Origin of the sequence: Mariniplasma anaerobium, assembly GCF_016865445.1 — a bacterium.
In the GTDB taxonomy this organism is placed as follows: domain Bacteria; phylum Bacillota_I; class Bacilli_A; order Acholeplasmatales; family Acholeplasmataceae; genus Mariniplasma; species Mariniplasma anaerobium.
Genome location: NZ_AP024412.1, coordinates 423,357 through 439,310, shown reverse-complemented (window position 1 = coordinate 439,310; position 15,954 = coordinate 423,357). Strand labels below are relative to the sequence as shown.

Below are 15,954 nucleotides of genomic sequence, written 5' to 3'. Positions count from 1 at the left end.
ATTTTCCTTTTTGTTAGCTAAATTTACGTTTTAGATAATCTACGTAATATGAAGGATCAAAGTCTTCATGTGTCGCGATTTGTAATATTTCTTTTGGTGTTTTTGATTGTCCAAATTTATGAACATGTTCTTTTAGCCAAGCATTGATTTGTTTAATATCATTATTTAAGACAACTTCTTCAACATTAATATCTTTATTCATTGCTTGATAAATTTGAGCTGCATAAGCTGATCCTAGAGCATAAGTTGGGAAGTATCCAAATGATCCCCCTGACCAATGAATATCTTGAAGAACACCTTCTTTATCTGTCTTAGGTCTCTTGCCTACATACTTACTCATTAAAGAATTCCAACGTTTAGGAAGGTCTTTAACTTTTAATTTCCCACTAATAAGTTGTTTTTCTATTTCGTATCTAACTAAAACATGTAGTGAATACGTAAGTTCATCAGCTTCAATTCTAATTAAAGAACGTTCTGCTCTATTCATAAACTTATAAAATTCTTCTAATGTTATATTTTTTAATTGTTTAGGGAATATTTCAAGTAATTTTGGATAATGTACTTTCCAAAAGGCATAACTTCTACCAATCATGTTTTCGAACATTCTTGATTCAGACTCATGGATACCTAAACTTGTTCCTCCATGTAACATGGTATCATCATATTTTTCATCACATTGCAATTCATAAATAGCATGACCCATTTCATGAATGGTTGAGAAAACGGATGATAATAAGTTATCTTCATGATAATGTGTTGTAATTCTTGTGTCAACACTGCTTGTTCCTGAAGTAAATGGGTGAGCACTTTCTTTTAGCACACCTTTTGTTTGGTCATAGTTAAAAACTTCCATTAAATAATTACCAAACTCTTTTTGACCAGCTATCGGAAAAATTCCTTTTGTTAGTTTTCTACTAAATCTATCTTTATGTGACGTAACTTCTAATACAAATGGAGCTAATTCTTCTTTAACTGTATTAAAGAATAAATCATATTCTTTAACGCCGAAGCCTTCTTCATACATATCTAATAAAACATCATAGCCTTTTAATTCATCAGTTTCTAAATACTTAACTAATTTTTGATTAAAAGCTACAATTTCTTCTAATGTTGGTCTATATGCTTCAAAATCATTATTTTCTTTTGCTTCTGCCCAGATATGAGATCCTTTTTGAATAAGTTTACCATATGCAAGATATTCATCTTTAGGTACTTTTTTAATCATTCTAAGTTCTTTATAAGCATGTTTAATTTCAACTTTGAAATCTTGATCATCAAGTTCATTTAAGTTTTCATATAATTTCTCAATTGCTTCTACAAATTTAGGATCTGACTCTATTTTGTATAACTCTTCTTGAATAACTCCAAATTGTTTGGAACTATAAGCTAGAGATGCTTTAGGCGCTTCTGTTTCACGATCCCAGCTCATAAGCCACATCATATAACCATAAGCTTTAATTTTTTTTCTTGTTTCCTTGTAAATATTAATATAATTTTCCATTTTTATACCCTCTTTCTACTCATATAGTATAACATACTATCCTAGATATTATGTTATAAAAATGCGATGGTTGCTACTCCAAAATATATCATTAAAGCCAGTATATCATTCATCGTTGTCATAAGTGGCCCTGATGCAGATGCTGGATCAATTTTAAATTTATTTAGCGCTAATGGAACTAATGTTCCCATCATAGCTGATACTGTCATTGAACTAAATATTGCAATAAATACAATTTGTGCAATTTCAATAGGTTGTTGTTGATTTGAATGTATCACTGTAAGTAAAGTAAATACAAATATAAATGCTAAGATTGAAAGTATGAGACTATTCAAGATACCCACACTTAATTCTTTTATAATATGTGCTTTGACCTTAGCTTTTTTATCAAATGTATCTTTACTAATTCCTAAAATCGTAACCGCTAAACTTTGCGTTCCAATATTTCCGGCCATACCTAAAATCATAGGTTGAAATAAAACAAGCACTGTTACAGTTTCTAATGTATTTGCAAATAAAGATAGAAGTGAGACAGTTACAAGATTTAGAATTACTGCTATAAATAACCAAGGAAGTCTTTGTTTACTTCTTTGAATAGATGTATAAGAAGATTGGTGATCTTGAATTAATGCATATCGTTGATAATCATCATCATAGTCTTCGATTAATTCATCAAATATATCATCTGCCGTAATGATGCCTATGATATGTTTATTAACATCAAGTACTGCTATTGCATTTTTATCATAATCTTGGATCTTATCAATTGCTTTTTCAATGGAATCATTTTCATTTACAAATTGAAAATCTTGTTTCATGATTTGTTCCATTTTTTGGTCTTCTCGAGCGATAATCAGGTCTTTGATATCTATTTTACCTATGAGTTTTTGATCTTCATCAGTCACAAATATCGTATCAATAAATTCGCTTTCTTTTGAATCTCTTATAACACGATAAGTTGCTTCTTTAATACTCGTGTCTTTATCTAGGGAAATAAAGTCTGTAGACATCATGGATGCTGCAGAATCTTCTTCATATTGAAGTAATAACTCTATAGTTTTAGCTTTTACTTTTGTAAGTTTGTTTAAATAATTTTTTTGAGTCTCTTGATCGAGTTGTTCAATAAATTCTTTTAAATCATCACTTTCAAGATTTTTAAATATTACTTTTTGTCTTGGTTCAGGTAAAAGATTTATGACTTCTACTTGATCATCATGATCAAGTTCTACGAACATATCTCTAAATTTTTCATTTGAAATAAGCGTAGTCATTCTTCTTTTTTCTATATCATCTAAGGATGGATATAAAACAGATAAGTCATATGCATGAATAGCATCAAACATTTTATCTAGAAGTGCATCGCTGTTTTTAAAATTTATACGTTTAGCCATTTTACACACCTCCTAAAAGAATGGTAGCAAGACCAAAATATAAACTAATTGCAGATAAATCTATTAACGTCGTAATAAAAGGACCGCTTGCAACAGCAGGATCTAATTTTAATTTCTTTAAAGTAACTGGTACTGAAACTGCAATAATTGGAGCAATCAATACCGTAAGCCATAAAGATAGTCCAACAATAAATGCAATTTTAAAAGGAATATCTGTTAAGTGTTGATTCATTGATGTAAATAAATATGTAACTCCAAATGCAACAAGTCCAATAACAAATCCGTTAATGATACCTGTAACTATTTCACGATATGAGTTTTTTAAGACCCCTTCTTCGTTTTTTGCAAACATCTTTAGCGTAACTGCTAAGGTTTGTGTTGCCACATTACCAGCAGATCCAGATATTAGGGGTTGAAATATAATTAAAATAGCTACTGCTGTTAACACTTCTCCAAATAAAGAAGTTACTAATGAAATAGGAATTGAGATAATTAATAACATCAATAACCAAGGTATTCTATGCATTGCAGTTTTAAAAGCATTTTGTTCTATAGTTTCAGGTAATGCAGATAGTTTTTCAAAGTCTTCTTGTGCTTCGTCTTCATAAATATCAAGTGCATCATCTAAAGTAACCATACCTAAAAGTTCTTGATCATGATTAACAACAGGAATTTCATAAATAGCATAATTTCTAATTTTAGAAATTGTTTCAGTGATAGGATCTGTATCATAAACAGATGGTTGATCTATCATAATATCTTTAACTGTTAAAGGCAGTTTCGCTTTTAATAATTTTTTTAAGCCAACAATGCCTAAAAAGTGGTTTGCTTCATCAACTACAAATAGTGTAGAGATAGTTTCTACTTCAGGAGCTTCTTTGATTACTTTTTTTGTTGCCTGTTTAACATCCATTAGAGGATTTAAAGTCAAAAGGAGCGTGGTCATTGCTGAACCAGTCTCATCTTCATCATATTCTATAAGTGATAATATTTCACTTGAATCTTCTAATGCATTTAAAAGTTGCTCTTGATTATCTTCTTCTAATTCTGAAATGATATCTGCTGCATCATCAGGTTCCATTTCTTCAATGACTTGCTTTTGTTTAATAATATCAAAATCTTGCAAGATCAATGCTGCTTCATCAGGTTCTAAATAAGAAACTAGATCAGCAAGCTTTTCATTATTTATAACAGTATAGAGTTTTATTTTTTCTTCAGGTTTAAGTTCAAGAAATGATTGTGCCATATCAAAGCCATGAATTTCATCAAGCTTTTGTATCATATCTTTTCTTTTTAGTTTTAATATTTCTTTTAACATATAATGATTAGCTCCTTTCTAGTTTATTTTTATTCATTATGACTTATTTACAACGCTTCCAAAAAGCATCTTTGCAGTCTTTAAGGATATTGTTATTTCTTCATGTTGATGTTTAATCTTTATAATGCTATTAAACTCATCTTTTTCAATGACTTCAAATTCATCGTTTAGACTAATATTTTCTTGGTTTAGATATGTTAACAACGCTTTAAAATCTAGTACTCTTGTCATTTTAAAACAATCTCCAACACTACATTGATCCAAACTGAAGTGAGAAACTAATTTAACAAGTCCATTTTCATCAGGAATAGGATTACCATGTTGACAATAGTCTGGTTTTCCTAAAAAAGCATATAAACGTTCAAGCAAATCTTTGCTTGTAGCATGCTCAAGTTTTTCTGCATCTTCATGGACATCTTCCCATGAAAAACCTAATTTTTCTGTTAAAAAAACTTCCCAAATTCTATGAACTCTAACCATTCTAATAGCTTCATTTCTACCTTTTGGTGTTAATTTCACACCTTTATATGGTAGAAAAGAAACTAACTTTTTATTAGCTAGTTTTTTAATCATTTCATTAACTGATTGATCTGTATATCCAAAATGTTCAGAAATCACATTAGTCTTAACTAAAATATCTTCATTTTGAATTGTTAATTCATATATAGTTTTAATATAATCTTCTTCTGCTCTATTTAGCATGATTTCACACTCTTTTCTAACTTAATGCTACATCTAGCATCATCATCAAAATAAATCCAACCATAACGCCAAAGGTTGCAAAATGTGCACCTTCAGGTGTTTGTTTTTGTTGTGCTTCTGGTATTAACTCTTCAACTACAACATAAATCATAGCTCCTGCAGCAAATGCTAGTGCGTAAGGTAGAATTTGGCTAATAGATATAACCAAAAGCGCTCCTGCAACACCGGCAATTGGTTCTACTAATCCAGATGCTTGTCCTAATAAAAATGACTTGTGCATTGAAACTCCTTCTTGTCGCAGCGGAATAGATACTGCTGCACCTTCTGGAAAGTTTTGTATACCAATTCCTAAAGCTAATCCGATTGCTGAAAGTGTTGCTGCAACTGGATCACCAGTTGTATATTGAATTGCACCAAATGCAACCCCAACTGCTAATCCTTCTGGAATATTATGAAGGGTAATAGAAAATACAAGTAAAATATTTCTTTTTAATTTTGTTGGAAGTCCTTCTTTATCATGATTCATACCAAAATGCATATGGGGTACTGTTTTATCTGCTATGTATAAGAATACTCCACCGGCTCCAAAACCAATAGCAACAACAAGCCATGAAATTGCACCTTGTTCATTTGCCATTTCAATGGCTGGTGCTAATAATGACCAAAAACTTGCTGCAATCATAACACCTGAAGCAAATCCTAACATTAAATTAAATACATTTCTATTAATTGTTTTGAAAAAATAAACTAACGCTGCACCTAGTGCAGTAACTCCCCATGTAAACAAAGTTGCCAGTAAGGCTTGCAATGGAAAACTCAACGCCATAAACCACTCTAACATGAAAACCACCTATCTTTCGTTTTATATTTTAAGGCTTACCTTAATTTCATATTAAGTATAGCATATAAATATTGATTTTACAAGATGAAATAGTAAAAAATTTATGGCATCTTTATCGAATAAAAAAAAAGGAGAAGCTAAAGCTTCTCCATAAACGTTTATTTTATTTGTAACTCTTCATCATATTGCAATCTATAAAGATTGTAATACAATCCTTTTAATTGAAGTAAATCTTGGTGACTACCAAATTCTTTAATTTCACCTTTTTGCATAACGATGATTTTATCACTATGTTGTATAGTTGATAATCTATGTGCTACGATAAGCATTGTTGAAATGTTCATCAATTTTTGAAGTGACTCTTGAATTAATTCTTCTGTTTCACTATCTATGTTTGCAGTAGCTTCATCTAAAATCATTAAACTAGGATTATATACAAGAGCTCTTGCAAATGATATTAACTGTCTTTGACCACTAGAGAAGTTGTTTCCTCTCTCCAGTACTACATGATCATAACTATCTGGCAATTTATCAATAAATGTATTTGCTCCAACATACTCACTTGATGATATAACTTCTTCTTTTGTGATTTCATCATCTTTTAAAGTGATATTATCTTTAATCGTTCCACTAAATAAGAACACATCTTGTAACATTTGGCCAATATGTTTTCTAAGAGATGATCGTTTAATACGTTTAATATCAACACCATCAATTAGTATTTGACCTTTTTGGATGTCATAATTTCTTACAATTAAACTTAATATAGTTGTCTTACCAGAACCGGTTGCTCCAACAAAGGCCACAGTATCTCCTGGATTTACATCAAAACTAACACCTTTTAACACCCATTCATCTTCTATATACTTAAACCAAACATCTTTAAATTCAATTCTACCACTAAATGATTCGAGTTCAATTGCATCATCTTCATCTGCAATAATAGGTTTAGTATCTAGTACATCAAATATTTTTTCTGCACTAGCAAATGAATTTTGTAAAATGTTAAAGTCTTCAGCCAACTGTTGGATAGGTTGGAAAAAGTCACCTACATAATTATAAAAAGAAAATAATATACCTGCAGTAATAACTCCTGCCATAACTTCTTGATAGCCTATAAATAAAACAAGTATAGATCCTATCATTGCTGATAGGTATATAGTTGGTCTATATATACCAAAAACTAATATTTCTCTTAAATAACTCTTTTTTAGATTTGTTGTTTTTTCAAAAAACTCATTTTTCTTCTTTTCTTCTTGATTAAATATTTGAGTGATTTTCATACCAGATAAGTTTTCTGATAAAAATGCATTAACTTCTGCAACATTTGCACGTACTCTTCTATAAGATGCTCTTGAGAACTTTCTAAATAGAATGGAGGCTATGATAACAAATGGTATAACAATTAATACATATAAAGTCATTTTAATACTAATAACTAAGATAACTACTAAAATTGCGAATATGTAAATAATGTTTTTAACTAAATTTACTGCAACACTGGTATACATTTCACTAATTGTGTTTGTATCATTAACAACTCTTGTTACTAATTTACCAACAGGAACTTCATTGATTTGACTAATCGCTAAGTTTTCAATGTGATTAAATACATCATTTCTAAGTGTTACAACTGTTTGTTGTCCAACTTTTTGTAGTAAGATGGATTGGAAATAGTTTATTGTATTTCCTACAATTAATGCAACTATAAATGATCCACCCATTATAAGAATTCGATACAATTTTTGCGTTTGAGTCAATACATCACTTGAGACTGTATCTACAGTAAAACCAATTAAAAATGGAGGCAATAACTGAATAGCAATCCCAATAAACATCATGACGACAATCCAGAAAAATTGTTTTTTATATGGCAACATATATCTAACTAATCTTCGTAAAACCTCTTTGTCACTTCGTTCGCGAGTGTTGTCCTTAAAGTCCTTCATTAGAACTACCTCCTTGAACTAAATTTTCTAATTGTTGACGTTTAACCATATCTTGATATAGTTTACATGTCTTAAGTAATTCTTTATGTGATCCAACGGCAGCAACTCTACCGTCATCTAATAATATAATTTTATCCATCTTTTTAACTGTTGAAATACGGTGAGCAATAAATATTGTTGTTCTACCTTTTCTAACACGATGTAGATTACTAATAATTGCATCTTCAGTTTTTGTGTCAACTGCAGATACTGAATCATCTAATACTAACACTTCAGGATTTTTAGCTAATGCTCTAGCGATGCTGATTCTTTGTTTTTGTCCACCAGAAACTGTAACACCACGTTCTCCTAAAACTGTTTGAAATTTTTCTTTAAACTCCATAATGTTATCATAAACATCTGATAATCTTGCAGCTTCTTCAATCTTTTCGCCACTAATTTCTTGATATGCAAATCCTATATTAGAAGTAATAGACTCAGAAAATAAGAAATTATCTTGTGGTACATATCCAATAGTTTCTCTTACGGTATGAATTGGAAGTTTCATAATATCATGACCATCAATAAAAATCTGATTTTTATCTAAGTTATAAATACGTAAAAATAAATCTACTAATGAACTTTTCCCTGAACCAGTTCTTCCTAGAATTCCAACCATTTGACCTGCTTCAATTTGAAATGAAACATCTTTTAATACTGGCTGATCTCCATCAGGATATTGAAAAGTTAAATTTCTGACTTCAATATTACCTTTTAAATTTTCAACATGTTCAACATCATCACTATCTTTAATTTCAACCTCATGATCCAAGAAAGATTCGATTCTTTCAGCACTTGCTTTAGCTTGTGATTGAATTTGAATGAACCTTGAAAGCGCCATAGTAGGCCAAATTAACGTAAAGAAGTAACTTATATATTCTGTTAATTGTCCTGGAGTTAATCCGGTTGATTCTCTATAAATAACAAGTAAACTACCATAAACAATAATAGTTAAAATAACTACATTTAATGCCAATGAAATCATGATATTTACAAATACCATATATTTAACAAATCCCATTTGCTTATTATATAAGTTATCGTTTCTTTGTTTAAATAGTAAATACTCTTTTGCTTCTCTAACAAATGCTTTAATAACTGTAATTCCAGAAAAGTTTTCTTGAGTATAATCACTTAATTCTTCAAAAGATTTTTGTCTAAGTTTAAACTTAGCACTCATACTCTTTCTAATAAAAACCATAACAACAGTCAATAATAACATAGGGATTGCAGCTATAATAGTCAATTTTCCATTTAAGTTTGCCATACGATAAATCGCAAAGCCCCCTAAGAAAAATCCATCTACTAACATCAATAAGCCTGGTCCAAATGCCATACGAATTGCTTGTAAGTCATTAATGAAATAACTCATTAATCCCCCAACTTTTTCATTAGCATAAAAACTTTGAGATAATTTAGTCCCATGTCTAAACATAACATTTTGAAGTTGATATTCAATTCTTCTTGACGCCCCAAATATTGTATATCTCCATAAGAATCTACCAAATGCAATCATTACTGCTAAAGTTGCAATTCTTCTTATGCCATCTAAAATCATTTGTTCATCTACTTGATCTTGATATAATGTATCAATAATTCTACCAATAATTTGTGGGATTTCTAACTGTAGCCAGTCGACCGCTATTAACACAAAAACACCCACTAAAAAAAATAGGGCGTATTTTAAATAATATTTTCTAAAATGCTTTCCAAATAACATATTGTGCTCCTTAATTCATAGATGATATCCATATTATATAACATTTCCACGCAGTTTTATATACAACTACGTGGAAAGTGTTATTTTTATTCATTATTCAACGATAATCTTTACGATATCGCCGTCACTAGATTCTATATTAACTAATTCTCCATCAACACCTTGGCTGATCATTTCTAGGATTGCATCTATATCAATATCTACATCTCCTATATTTGATTTGAATTTGTTAGTCTTTAATAGTTTAGAAAATTCTACAGGAATTTGAATTCTAACTTTATCTCCATCGTTTGAATCTACTAAAACCTTCAACATCTTAAATGGAGCTTTCTTTTTATTAGCAAAAACAATTTCTCCTCCTGCTTCTGGATCGTTATGACCTAGAGCTGCTAGAAGATTTTCTGCTTCATCTGCTGTTATTACTCCCTTTGACAATAATTCTAATATTTTCATTCTTTCTTCTTTAACTTGATCTTTTGACATATTATTCACCTCTATAGTTTTTTTTATTTTAATTAATCCATCATAAGATTATTCATATCTTGGATTGAATATCTTACATAATTCACTGTTGTTAGGCATGTACACATGTGTTTTTGTTTATGATTTAATCCATTCGATTTATTGAATAAATGATTCATCAAACTCACCTTACTTTCCTTTTTTCAACAGTTCAACCGCCTCTAATACAGAAATTTCTTTATTTGATATTTTTTGTAAAATGCTTGTTTTTGATTCTCTTGATTCATTAGCTTCTTTACTTGATAGATTTTCATCTTGATCATTATCTAATGTATAACCAAGTCCAACAATAACATCATCAAGCATTTTCTTAACAGTTGGATAACTAATGTTTAATTCTTTTTCAATAGCTTTTATATTCCCTCTGTTTTTTACAAAAACTTCAATAAAGTATAATTTTTCTGTTTCAAGATAATTAAACTTTGATAATGTGAAACTTCCTTCTATCACTGTATCACAGTGATCACACGATAATTTTGTAACCTTTAAATCATGTTTACAAACTGGACAAACTGAGATTACTGGATTCATTTTATTTCTTTGGTTCATACTTTTTCTCCTTTTAAATTGTTTTTATTAATATATGAGTATTATCTTTAGCTATTACTTCTATAAATGCACCTTTTACAGCTCCCATTTCAACAAAATCTTTTATCGACATAGGTATATTTTCATCAATATGTTCATTGAGTCTCTTTCTTAAGAAAAACATAATGAACGATATCGGAATTGGAAACAAGAATAATGTGTTAACAAATGCACTTGCCCCTTTGCTATCTGGGATGTTTATTTTTAATTTAACAAATCTTGCTTTCCTTGCTTTTCTTTTTTTAATTTTTGGATATAACATCTCATATGCTTTTTGATAATCAATCTCATTTGATGATAGTTGATTAAGAACTTCATATTTTGTCATATTCTTACCGCCTTAATTAATATTTTTAACTTACACATTGATTATATTAAACTTTATATCATTTGTCAAGTGTTTTATTTAAAAAAAGTTAATAAAATTAATTTTTATATTGATTTTATTAATTTCATACTTAATTTTTTTAATTTTTTGCGTTATAATAGTTATATATATAGAAAGCCAACTATTCTAAATAAGTCAAGTATAAAATAAAAATAATGGTTTTGATATAAAGGCAAACTAAAAAAGGATGTCTATGAAACACCAAGTTCTTTGGAAACTAAATATGGCTAATGAACCTATTTAATATAGGTAGAATTATTTTTTAAAATAGAGTATATAACACGCATCAGTTTTTTAGTGACATGACCAATGATATTACGATGCTTCTTACCTTGAGCTTTCTTTTTTAGGTAGTATGCTTTAAAGGTAGGATCAAATTTAACAATTGCTTGAGCAGATTGAAACATAGCCCATCTAAAGATTGAAGAACCACGTTTTGAAATCCTATAGTTACCTTCAAATTTACCAGATTGATAAACAGAAGGGTCAAGACCAGCAAAAGCAAGTAATGCATCAGCGGATTTAAATAAGCTGATATCACCGATTTCAGCTAAAATAATACCACCTGTCGTATAACTGATTCCTGGAATAGAAAGTAAGGTCGTCTTCGTCATATCTACATTAAGTTTTATTTCTTCTTCAATTAAACTGACTTGATCGTTTAGTAAATTAATACGCACAATAGAACCTTTGATTGAAAAGGATAAAGCTTGACTATCCATACCAATTGAGGTCAGAGGCAAGGATTTAAGATCTTTAGCTTGTATGAGTCCAAGGTGACCCTTAGACGCCGTTTTAATTAATTCGATTAACGTATTTAGTCTAACCCTTTTTAATTCTGATAAAGAAGCATAACGTGCAAGAACAGCTAATGAAGTTTTACTGACAAGTTTATTAAAAATTTTATTATATTCAGGAAAAGCTTGGTCAATATATGCGTGTAGTTGATTGACATCCTTATTGATTTGTTTTTTCAAGGATTTTCTTAATCTGACTAGTGTTTTGAGTTCATCAATGTGATATGATGAAAGTGTATAGGGTTTGAAATCATTTTGATTTCTAATAAGAAACATACAAATAGCCTTCGCATCAATAGAATCAGTTTTCGTTTTACGAACTGAAGATGCTTTACGGTCCATATTGGTTAATAATGGATTAATGAACATTACATCATATCCGCCACGGATGAGGTAATGCAGGATGTTTCTGCTATAATGCCCAGTTGATTCAAGCCCTATACGAACTATTTGATCACAAAAGAACTCTTTAGCTAACTTAATCTCACTGAGGAGTTTTTTATATCCTTCTAAATCATTTATAATTTTAAAAGGTTTCTTAAAAAGGACACCGAGGTTATTGGTTATAACGATGTCATGTTTGTTTGAGGCGACATCAATGCCTATGTAAATCATAAAAATCAATCCTTTCTTTGATCATCACGTGCAAAGACTGTAAACTTTAATCGATGTAACCTAATAAGAAATAACCAGTCGCATAAAGCGCTGTATCCAACTCATTACCATATTTAATTAAAGTCACAGCTATATCCTTTCTAAACCAGTCGCAAAAGCGCTGTAAGGAAGAAGTAAACTAGTCTGTGATATGATCTAATTCAATTATAAAGTAGTCCGCGTCAAAAAACTATAAAGAAGGAGAATCTAATATATATTTAGGACTACATATATATATTAGGAAACTTATATGAATACACTAATAGACAGATTTTTAAGATATGTAGCAATTGATACACAATCAGATCATGAATCTGAATCATTTCCTTCAACTGAAAAACAAAAAGACTTATCTAGATTACTTGTTGAGGAATTAAAAGCAATGGGACTTGATGCATTTTTGGATAAAGATGGATATGTTTATGCGAAAATAGAAAAAAATACGGAAGGTAAAAAAGCTATAGGCTTTATTGCTCACGTAGATACTTCTCCTGATGCACCAGGCAAGGATGTAACTCCAAGAATTATTAAAAATTATGATGGCACTACAATTAAGTTAAATGATACTATTTCTATGCATCCTAATCAATATCCTAGTTTGAGTAAAGTTATCGGGCAAGATATCATTGTCACTGATGGAAACACTTTACTAGGTGCTGATGATAAATGCGGCGTTGCTGAAATTATGGAACTTGCAAAATATTATACTTCTCACAAAGAAGAAAAACATGGGGATATTTATATTTGTTTTACTCCAGATGAAGAAATCGGTAATGGCGCAAACCGTTTTGATCATGATTATTTCAAAGCTGATTTTGCATATACTGCAGATGGTAGCGAAGTTGGAGGCATTGAATATGAAAACTTTAATGCAGCAACTGTCACACTAGATTTCATTGGTAAATCTATCCATCCGGGATCAGCTAAAAATAAATTAATCCACGCAGTTCATCTAGCTATGGAATTTCATCAACTACTTCCAGTGTTTTTAAATCCTGCATATACTGAAAACTATGAAGGTTTTAATCATTTAACACAAATTAAAGGACAAGTAGAACACGCACATGTGCAATACATCGTAAGAAATCATGATAAAGATTTATTCAAACAACAAAAAGATGAATTCTTAAAGATTGCTAAGTATTTAAATGATAAATATGGTTATAAAGTTGTAGATGTAGATATTAAAGATAGTTATTATAATATGTATGACATTATTAAAGATCATATGTATGTGATTGAACTTGCTAAACAAGCTACAATCAACCAAGGTGTTGCGCCAAAAATAGAACCTATCAGAGGCGGAACAGATGGAGCTAGATTAACCTATGATGGTTTAATTTGTCCTAATCTTGGAACTGGTGGTTATCATTTCCATGGTAGATTAGAGTTCGCATCTATTAACCAAATGGAAAAAGCTGTTGAAATTTATAAAGAAATCATACGAATAAACGCAAAATAATAAAATAAAAAGGGCTATCTAAACAAAGATAATTAATCTTTATAGATGAGTCCTTTTTTTATTATTTATTTAAATGTTATGCTTGCCAATCACTTTTTTGAAGTTTTTCATAATTATTGATGGAATACATCAACTTAACAGCAACTTCTAATCCTTGATCTGCTGCTTGTTGCCATAATTCTTTTGCTTTTAATTCATCTTTTTCTACAAGTTTTCCTTCAAAATAAATCATACCTAAGTTATATTGTGCGATAGGTAGTTTATGGCCTGCTGCTTTCTCATACCAAAATAATGATTTTTGACTGTTTTGAACTACTCCATCACCTTTTTGATACATAACTGCTAAATTGTATTGTGCATTTGGATGATCTTTTTCTGCTGCTTGTTCTAAAAGCTTAGCAACAGTCTCATAATCTTTTTCTGGTTGTCTGATTAATATCATCGCTAGATGATATAAAGCGTCTCTATCCTTTTGTAGTGCTGCTTTTTCATACCATATAACTGCTTGTGTAATATCTTGTTTAACTCCTTTACCATTTTGATAGTAAAGCCCTACATAGTAACAAGCTTCTACATGTGCTTGCTTGGCAGCTAATAAAAACCATTCAAAAGCTTTTAGAGGATGTTTTGGATCATGCTCATGATAGTATTTTCCTAATGTATATGCAGCAAGTGCATATTGTTGATAAGCTGCACTTTCTAAATGTTTTTCTGCTTCATGCCAATTTTCTTCTTCTAACGCAATAACCCCTAGTGCGTATTGTGCATATGGATGAGATTGTTTTGCAGCTAACTTATAATATTTGATTGCATTTTCTATCTGATTTTCATCTTCACCAATTGTTTCATAAATCATGCCTAGCATATATTGTGAATCACTATATCCTATTTCACTTGATTTTAAGAACCATTCGATTGCTTTAAAGATATATCTTTGCACACTAAATCCATAATAATAGTATGTTCCTAAAATATGCATACTTACTGGATCATTGTGCTCAGCTTCCATTAATAAAACTGTATAATTTTTTTTGAAGTAATCTTTTGCAAGATCTTCATCTTTGTCTACGCCAATGCCCGTATAATATAACATACCTAATGCATAGCCACATTTATGACTACCTAGTGAGACACCTTTTTGATAAAGCTCTATAGCTTTAGCAAAATCTAGTGAGACACCATCACCTAGACCATAGAATCTACCTAAAAAATAGTAAGCATCTGCATAACCTTGGTCTGCTGCTTGTTCAAAATGAACAAATGCCAACTCTATACTTTTTTTAGGTGTATTTAATAAATAATGAGACAATGCTTTTTCGTAATGATTTTTTGCGTTCATGTTATCAACTCCATGATTATATTAACATAAATCATGTGATATGTCCTTAAAAATGAAATGTTAAAAATAAAAAAGTATATACAAAAAATTCTTGTATATACTTTAAATATGCTTTAGGATAACAACTCTATGATATCTTTTAATTTATTTAAATAGATTTCATATCCCTTTTGGTTTAAATGAATGCCATCTTTAGTTAAATCTAGTGATAAATCACCAAATTGATCAACAAGATCGTCATAGATATCAACATATACATGTTCATCAACTACTTTTTTCAACATATCGTTTAATATAATTGCATCATTAGGCTTTCTATTTAAAAGATATAATTGATCTTTAAAATTCTTTTGATTGATTGGTGTCAATGATGTGATATAAACTTTACTATTAGGACAATTTTCTAATATGTAATGTCTTATGGTTAATATATTTTCAAATGTTTCCTCTTTGCTTAGCTTTGTAAGAACAAAATCATTAATACCCACTTGCAAAACAACTATTTTTGGTTTAAGTTGTACAACTTGGTCTATTCTTTTTAAAACACCTAGTGTTGTATCTCCGGGAATACCTAAATTATATATCTGATCTTCTAATTGAAATGCTTTGATTGGAAAATATGCCATCATAGAATCACCTAAAAATACAATAGGTTTATTTGCTACAAAATTGTCAAATTTTTTAACATGTCGCTTATAATCTAAATCAATGAGTTTTTTTAATTGATCAAAGTCTTTTCTCAT

15 protein-coding genes are annotated in these 15,954 nt (G+C 29.9%); 1 reads left to right on the top strand and 14 read right to left on the bottom strand.

The features are described from left to right. Positions 1 to 13 precede the first annotated feature (13 nt). The 12 genes from MPAN_RS02160 to MPAN_RS02110 form a co-directional block, all read right to left on the bottom strand. On the bottom strand, positions 14 to 1,501 hold the full coding sequence (locus MPAN_RS02160) for a carboxypeptidase M32 (protein ID WP_176239966.1): 1,488 nt from the start codon (positions 1,499 to 1,501) through the stop codon (positions 14 to 16). A 53-nt stretch (positions 1,502 to 1,554) separates the two neighbouring features. Next, entirely contained in the window at positions 1,555 to 2,892 is a 1,338-nt protein-coding gene (gene mgtE / locus MPAN_RS02155) for a magnesium transporter (protein WP_176239965.1), read from the bottom strand. A gap of 1 nt (position 2,893) precedes the next feature. Beyond that, positions 2,894 to 4,210, bottom strand: coding sequence for a magnesium transporter (mgtE, locus tag MPAN_RS02150; protein WP_176239964.1), 1,317 nt, complete (start codon positions 4,208 to 4,210; stop codon positions 2,894 to 2,896). 36 nt (positions 4,211 to 4,246) lie between these two features. Further along, the gene (locus MPAN_RS02145) at positions 4,247 to 4,912 is read right to left on the bottom strand and encodes a metal-dependent transcriptional regulator (protein ID WP_176239963.1); all 666 of its coding nucleotides are present in this window, start codon (positions 4,910 to 4,912) and stop codon (positions 4,247 to 4,249) included. 16 nt (positions 4,913 to 4,928) lie between these two features. Then, the gene (locus tag MPAN_RS02140) at positions 4,929 to 5,753 is read right to left on the bottom strand and encodes a ZIP family metal transporter (RefSeq protein WP_176239962.1); all 825 of its coding nucleotides are present in this window, start codon (positions 5,751 to 5,753) and stop codon (positions 4,929 to 4,931) included. 158 nt (positions 5,754 to 5,911) lie between these two features. Then, the gene (locus tag MPAN_RS02135; RefSeq protein ID WP_176239961.1) at positions 5,912 to 7,702 is read right to left on the bottom strand and encodes an ABC transporter ATP-binding protein; all 1,791 of its coding nucleotides are present in this window, start codon (positions 7,700 to 7,702) and stop codon (positions 5,912 to 5,914) included. Beyond that, positions 7,689 to 9,461 carry an ABC transporter ATP-binding protein gene (locus tag MPAN_RS02130; protein WP_176239960.1) on the bottom strand — a complete coding sequence of 591 codons (1,773 nt, stop codon included), beginning with the start codon at positions 9,459 to 9,461 and terminating at the stop codon, positions 7,689 to 7,691. Before MPAN_RS02130 ends, MPAN_RS02135 begins: the two co-directional genes overlap by 14 nt. Before the next feature lie 93 nt (positions 9,462 to 9,554). Further along, on the bottom strand, positions 9,555 to 9,944 hold the full coding sequence (locus MPAN_RS02125) for an SHOCT-like domain-containing protein (protein ID WP_176239959.1): 390 nt from the start codon (positions 9,942 to 9,944) through the stop codon (positions 9,555 to 9,557). Between the two features lie 32 nt (positions 9,945 to 9,976). Then, complete coding sequence (locus MPAN_RS09020; RefSeq protein ID WP_267910370.1) at positions 9,977 to 10,102, bottom strand: hypothetical protein; 126 nt, start codon at positions 10,100 to 10,102, stop codon at positions 9,977 to 9,979. A 10-nt stretch (positions 10,103 to 10,112) separates the two neighbouring features. Further along, positions 10,113 to 10,532 carry a DUF2089 domain-containing protein gene (locus MPAN_RS02120; protein WP_231756800.1) on the bottom strand — a complete coding sequence of 140 codons (420 nt, stop codon included), beginning with the start codon at positions 10,530 to 10,532 and terminating at the stop codon, positions 10,113 to 10,115. 13 nt (positions 10,533 to 10,545) lie between these two features. Next, positions 10,546 to 10,899: a hypothetical protein gene (locus MPAN_RS02115; protein ID WP_176239958.1), complete on the bottom strand. Its 354-nt coding sequence runs from the start codon at positions 10,897 to 10,899 to the stop codon at positions 10,546 to 10,548. 296 nt (positions 10,900 to 11,195) lie between these two features. Beyond that, positions 11,196 to 12,371, bottom strand: coding sequence for an IS110 family RNA-guided transposase (locus tag MPAN_RS02110; RefSeq protein WP_176239381.1), 1,176 nt, complete (start codon positions 12,369 to 12,371; stop codon positions 11,196 to 11,198). Between the two features lie 289 nt (positions 12,372 to 12,660). On the opposite strand from MPAN_RS02110, the gene pepT reads away from it, so the two are divergent. Then, positions 12,661 to 13,872 (top strand): peptidase T, encoded by a 1,212-nt coding sequence (gene pepT / locus MPAN_RS02105; RefSeq protein WP_176240118.1) that lies wholly within the window; start codon positions 12,661 to 12,663, stop codon positions 13,870 to 13,872. Positions 13,873 to 13,948: 76 nt separating this feature from the next. Here the strand turns inward: pepT and MPAN_RS02100 are convergent, their stop codons facing one another. Beyond that, positions 13,949 to 15,211 carry a tetratricopeptide repeat protein gene (locus MPAN_RS02100; protein WP_176240117.1) on the bottom strand — a complete coding sequence of 421 codons (1,263 nt, stop codon included), beginning with the start codon at positions 15,209 to 15,211 and terminating at the stop codon, positions 13,949 to 13,951. Positions 15,212 to 15,324: 113 nt separating this feature from the next. Continuing rightward, on the bottom strand, positions 15,325 to 15,954 hold the full coding sequence (locus MPAN_RS02095) for a GDSL-type esterase/lipase family protein (RefSeq protein ID WP_176240116.1): 630 nt from the start codon (positions 15,952 to 15,954) through the stop codon (positions 15,325 to 15,327).

Bases quoted from the DNA above. Each gene is read 5' to 3' on its own strand.
- MPAN_RS02160 (WP_176239966.1), bottom strand. From the start codon at position 1,501: ATGGAAAATTATATTAATATTTACAAGGAAACAAGAAAAAAAATTAAA.
- MPAN_RS02100 (WP_176240117.1), bottom strand. From the start codon at position 15,211: ATGAACGCAAAAAATCATTACGAAAAAGCATTGTCTCATTATTTATTA.
- mgtE (WP_176239965.1), bottom strand. From the start codon at position 2,892: ATGGCTAAACGTATAAATTTTAAAAACAGCGATGCACTTCTAGATAAA.
- mgtE (WP_176239964.1), bottom strand. From the start codon at position 4,210: ATGTTAAAAGAAATATTAAAACTAAAAAGAAAAGATATGATACAAAAG.
- MPAN_RS02130 (WP_176239960.1), bottom strand. From the start codon at position 9,461: ATGTTATTTGGAAAGCATTTTAGAAAATATTATTTAAAATACGCCCTA.
- MPAN_RS02125 (WP_176239959.1), bottom strand. From the start codon at position 9,944: ATGTCAAAAGATCAAGTTAAAGAAGAAAGAATGAAAATATTAGAATTA.
- MPAN_RS02140 (WP_176239962.1), bottom strand. From the start codon at position 5,753: ATGTTAGAGTGGTTTATGGCGTTGAGTTTTCCATTGCAAGCCTTACTG.
- MPAN_RS02120 (WP_231756800.1), bottom strand. From the start codon at position 10,532: ATGAACCAAAGAAATAAAATGAATCCAGTAATCTCAGTTTGTCCAGTT.
- MPAN_RS02115 (WP_176239958.1), bottom strand. From the start codon at position 10,899: ATGACAAAATATGAAGTTCTTAATCAACTATCATCAAATGAGATTGAT.
- MPAN_RS02110 (WP_176239381.1), bottom strand. From the start codon at position 12,371: ATGATTTACATAGGCATTGATGTCGCCTCAAACAAACATGACATCGTT.
- MPAN_RS02145 (WP_176239963.1), bottom strand. From the start codon at position 4,912: ATGCTAAATAGAGCAGAAGAAGATTATATTAAAACTATATATGAATTA.
- MPAN_RS02095 (WP_176240116.1), bottom strand. From the start codon at position 15,954: ATGAGAAAAGACTTTGATCAATTAAAAAAACTCATTGATTTAGATTAT.
- MPAN_RS02135 (WP_176239961.1), bottom strand. From the start codon at position 7,702: ATGAAGGACTTTAAGGACAACACTCGCGAACGAAGTGACAAAGAGGTT.
- pepT (WP_176240118.1), top strand. From the start codon at position 12,661: ATGAATACACTAATAGACAGATTTTTAAGATATGTAGCAATTGATACA.
- MPAN_RS09020 (WP_267910370.1), bottom strand. From the start codon at position 10,102: ATGAATCATTTATTCAATAAATCGAATGGATTAAATCATAAACAAAAA.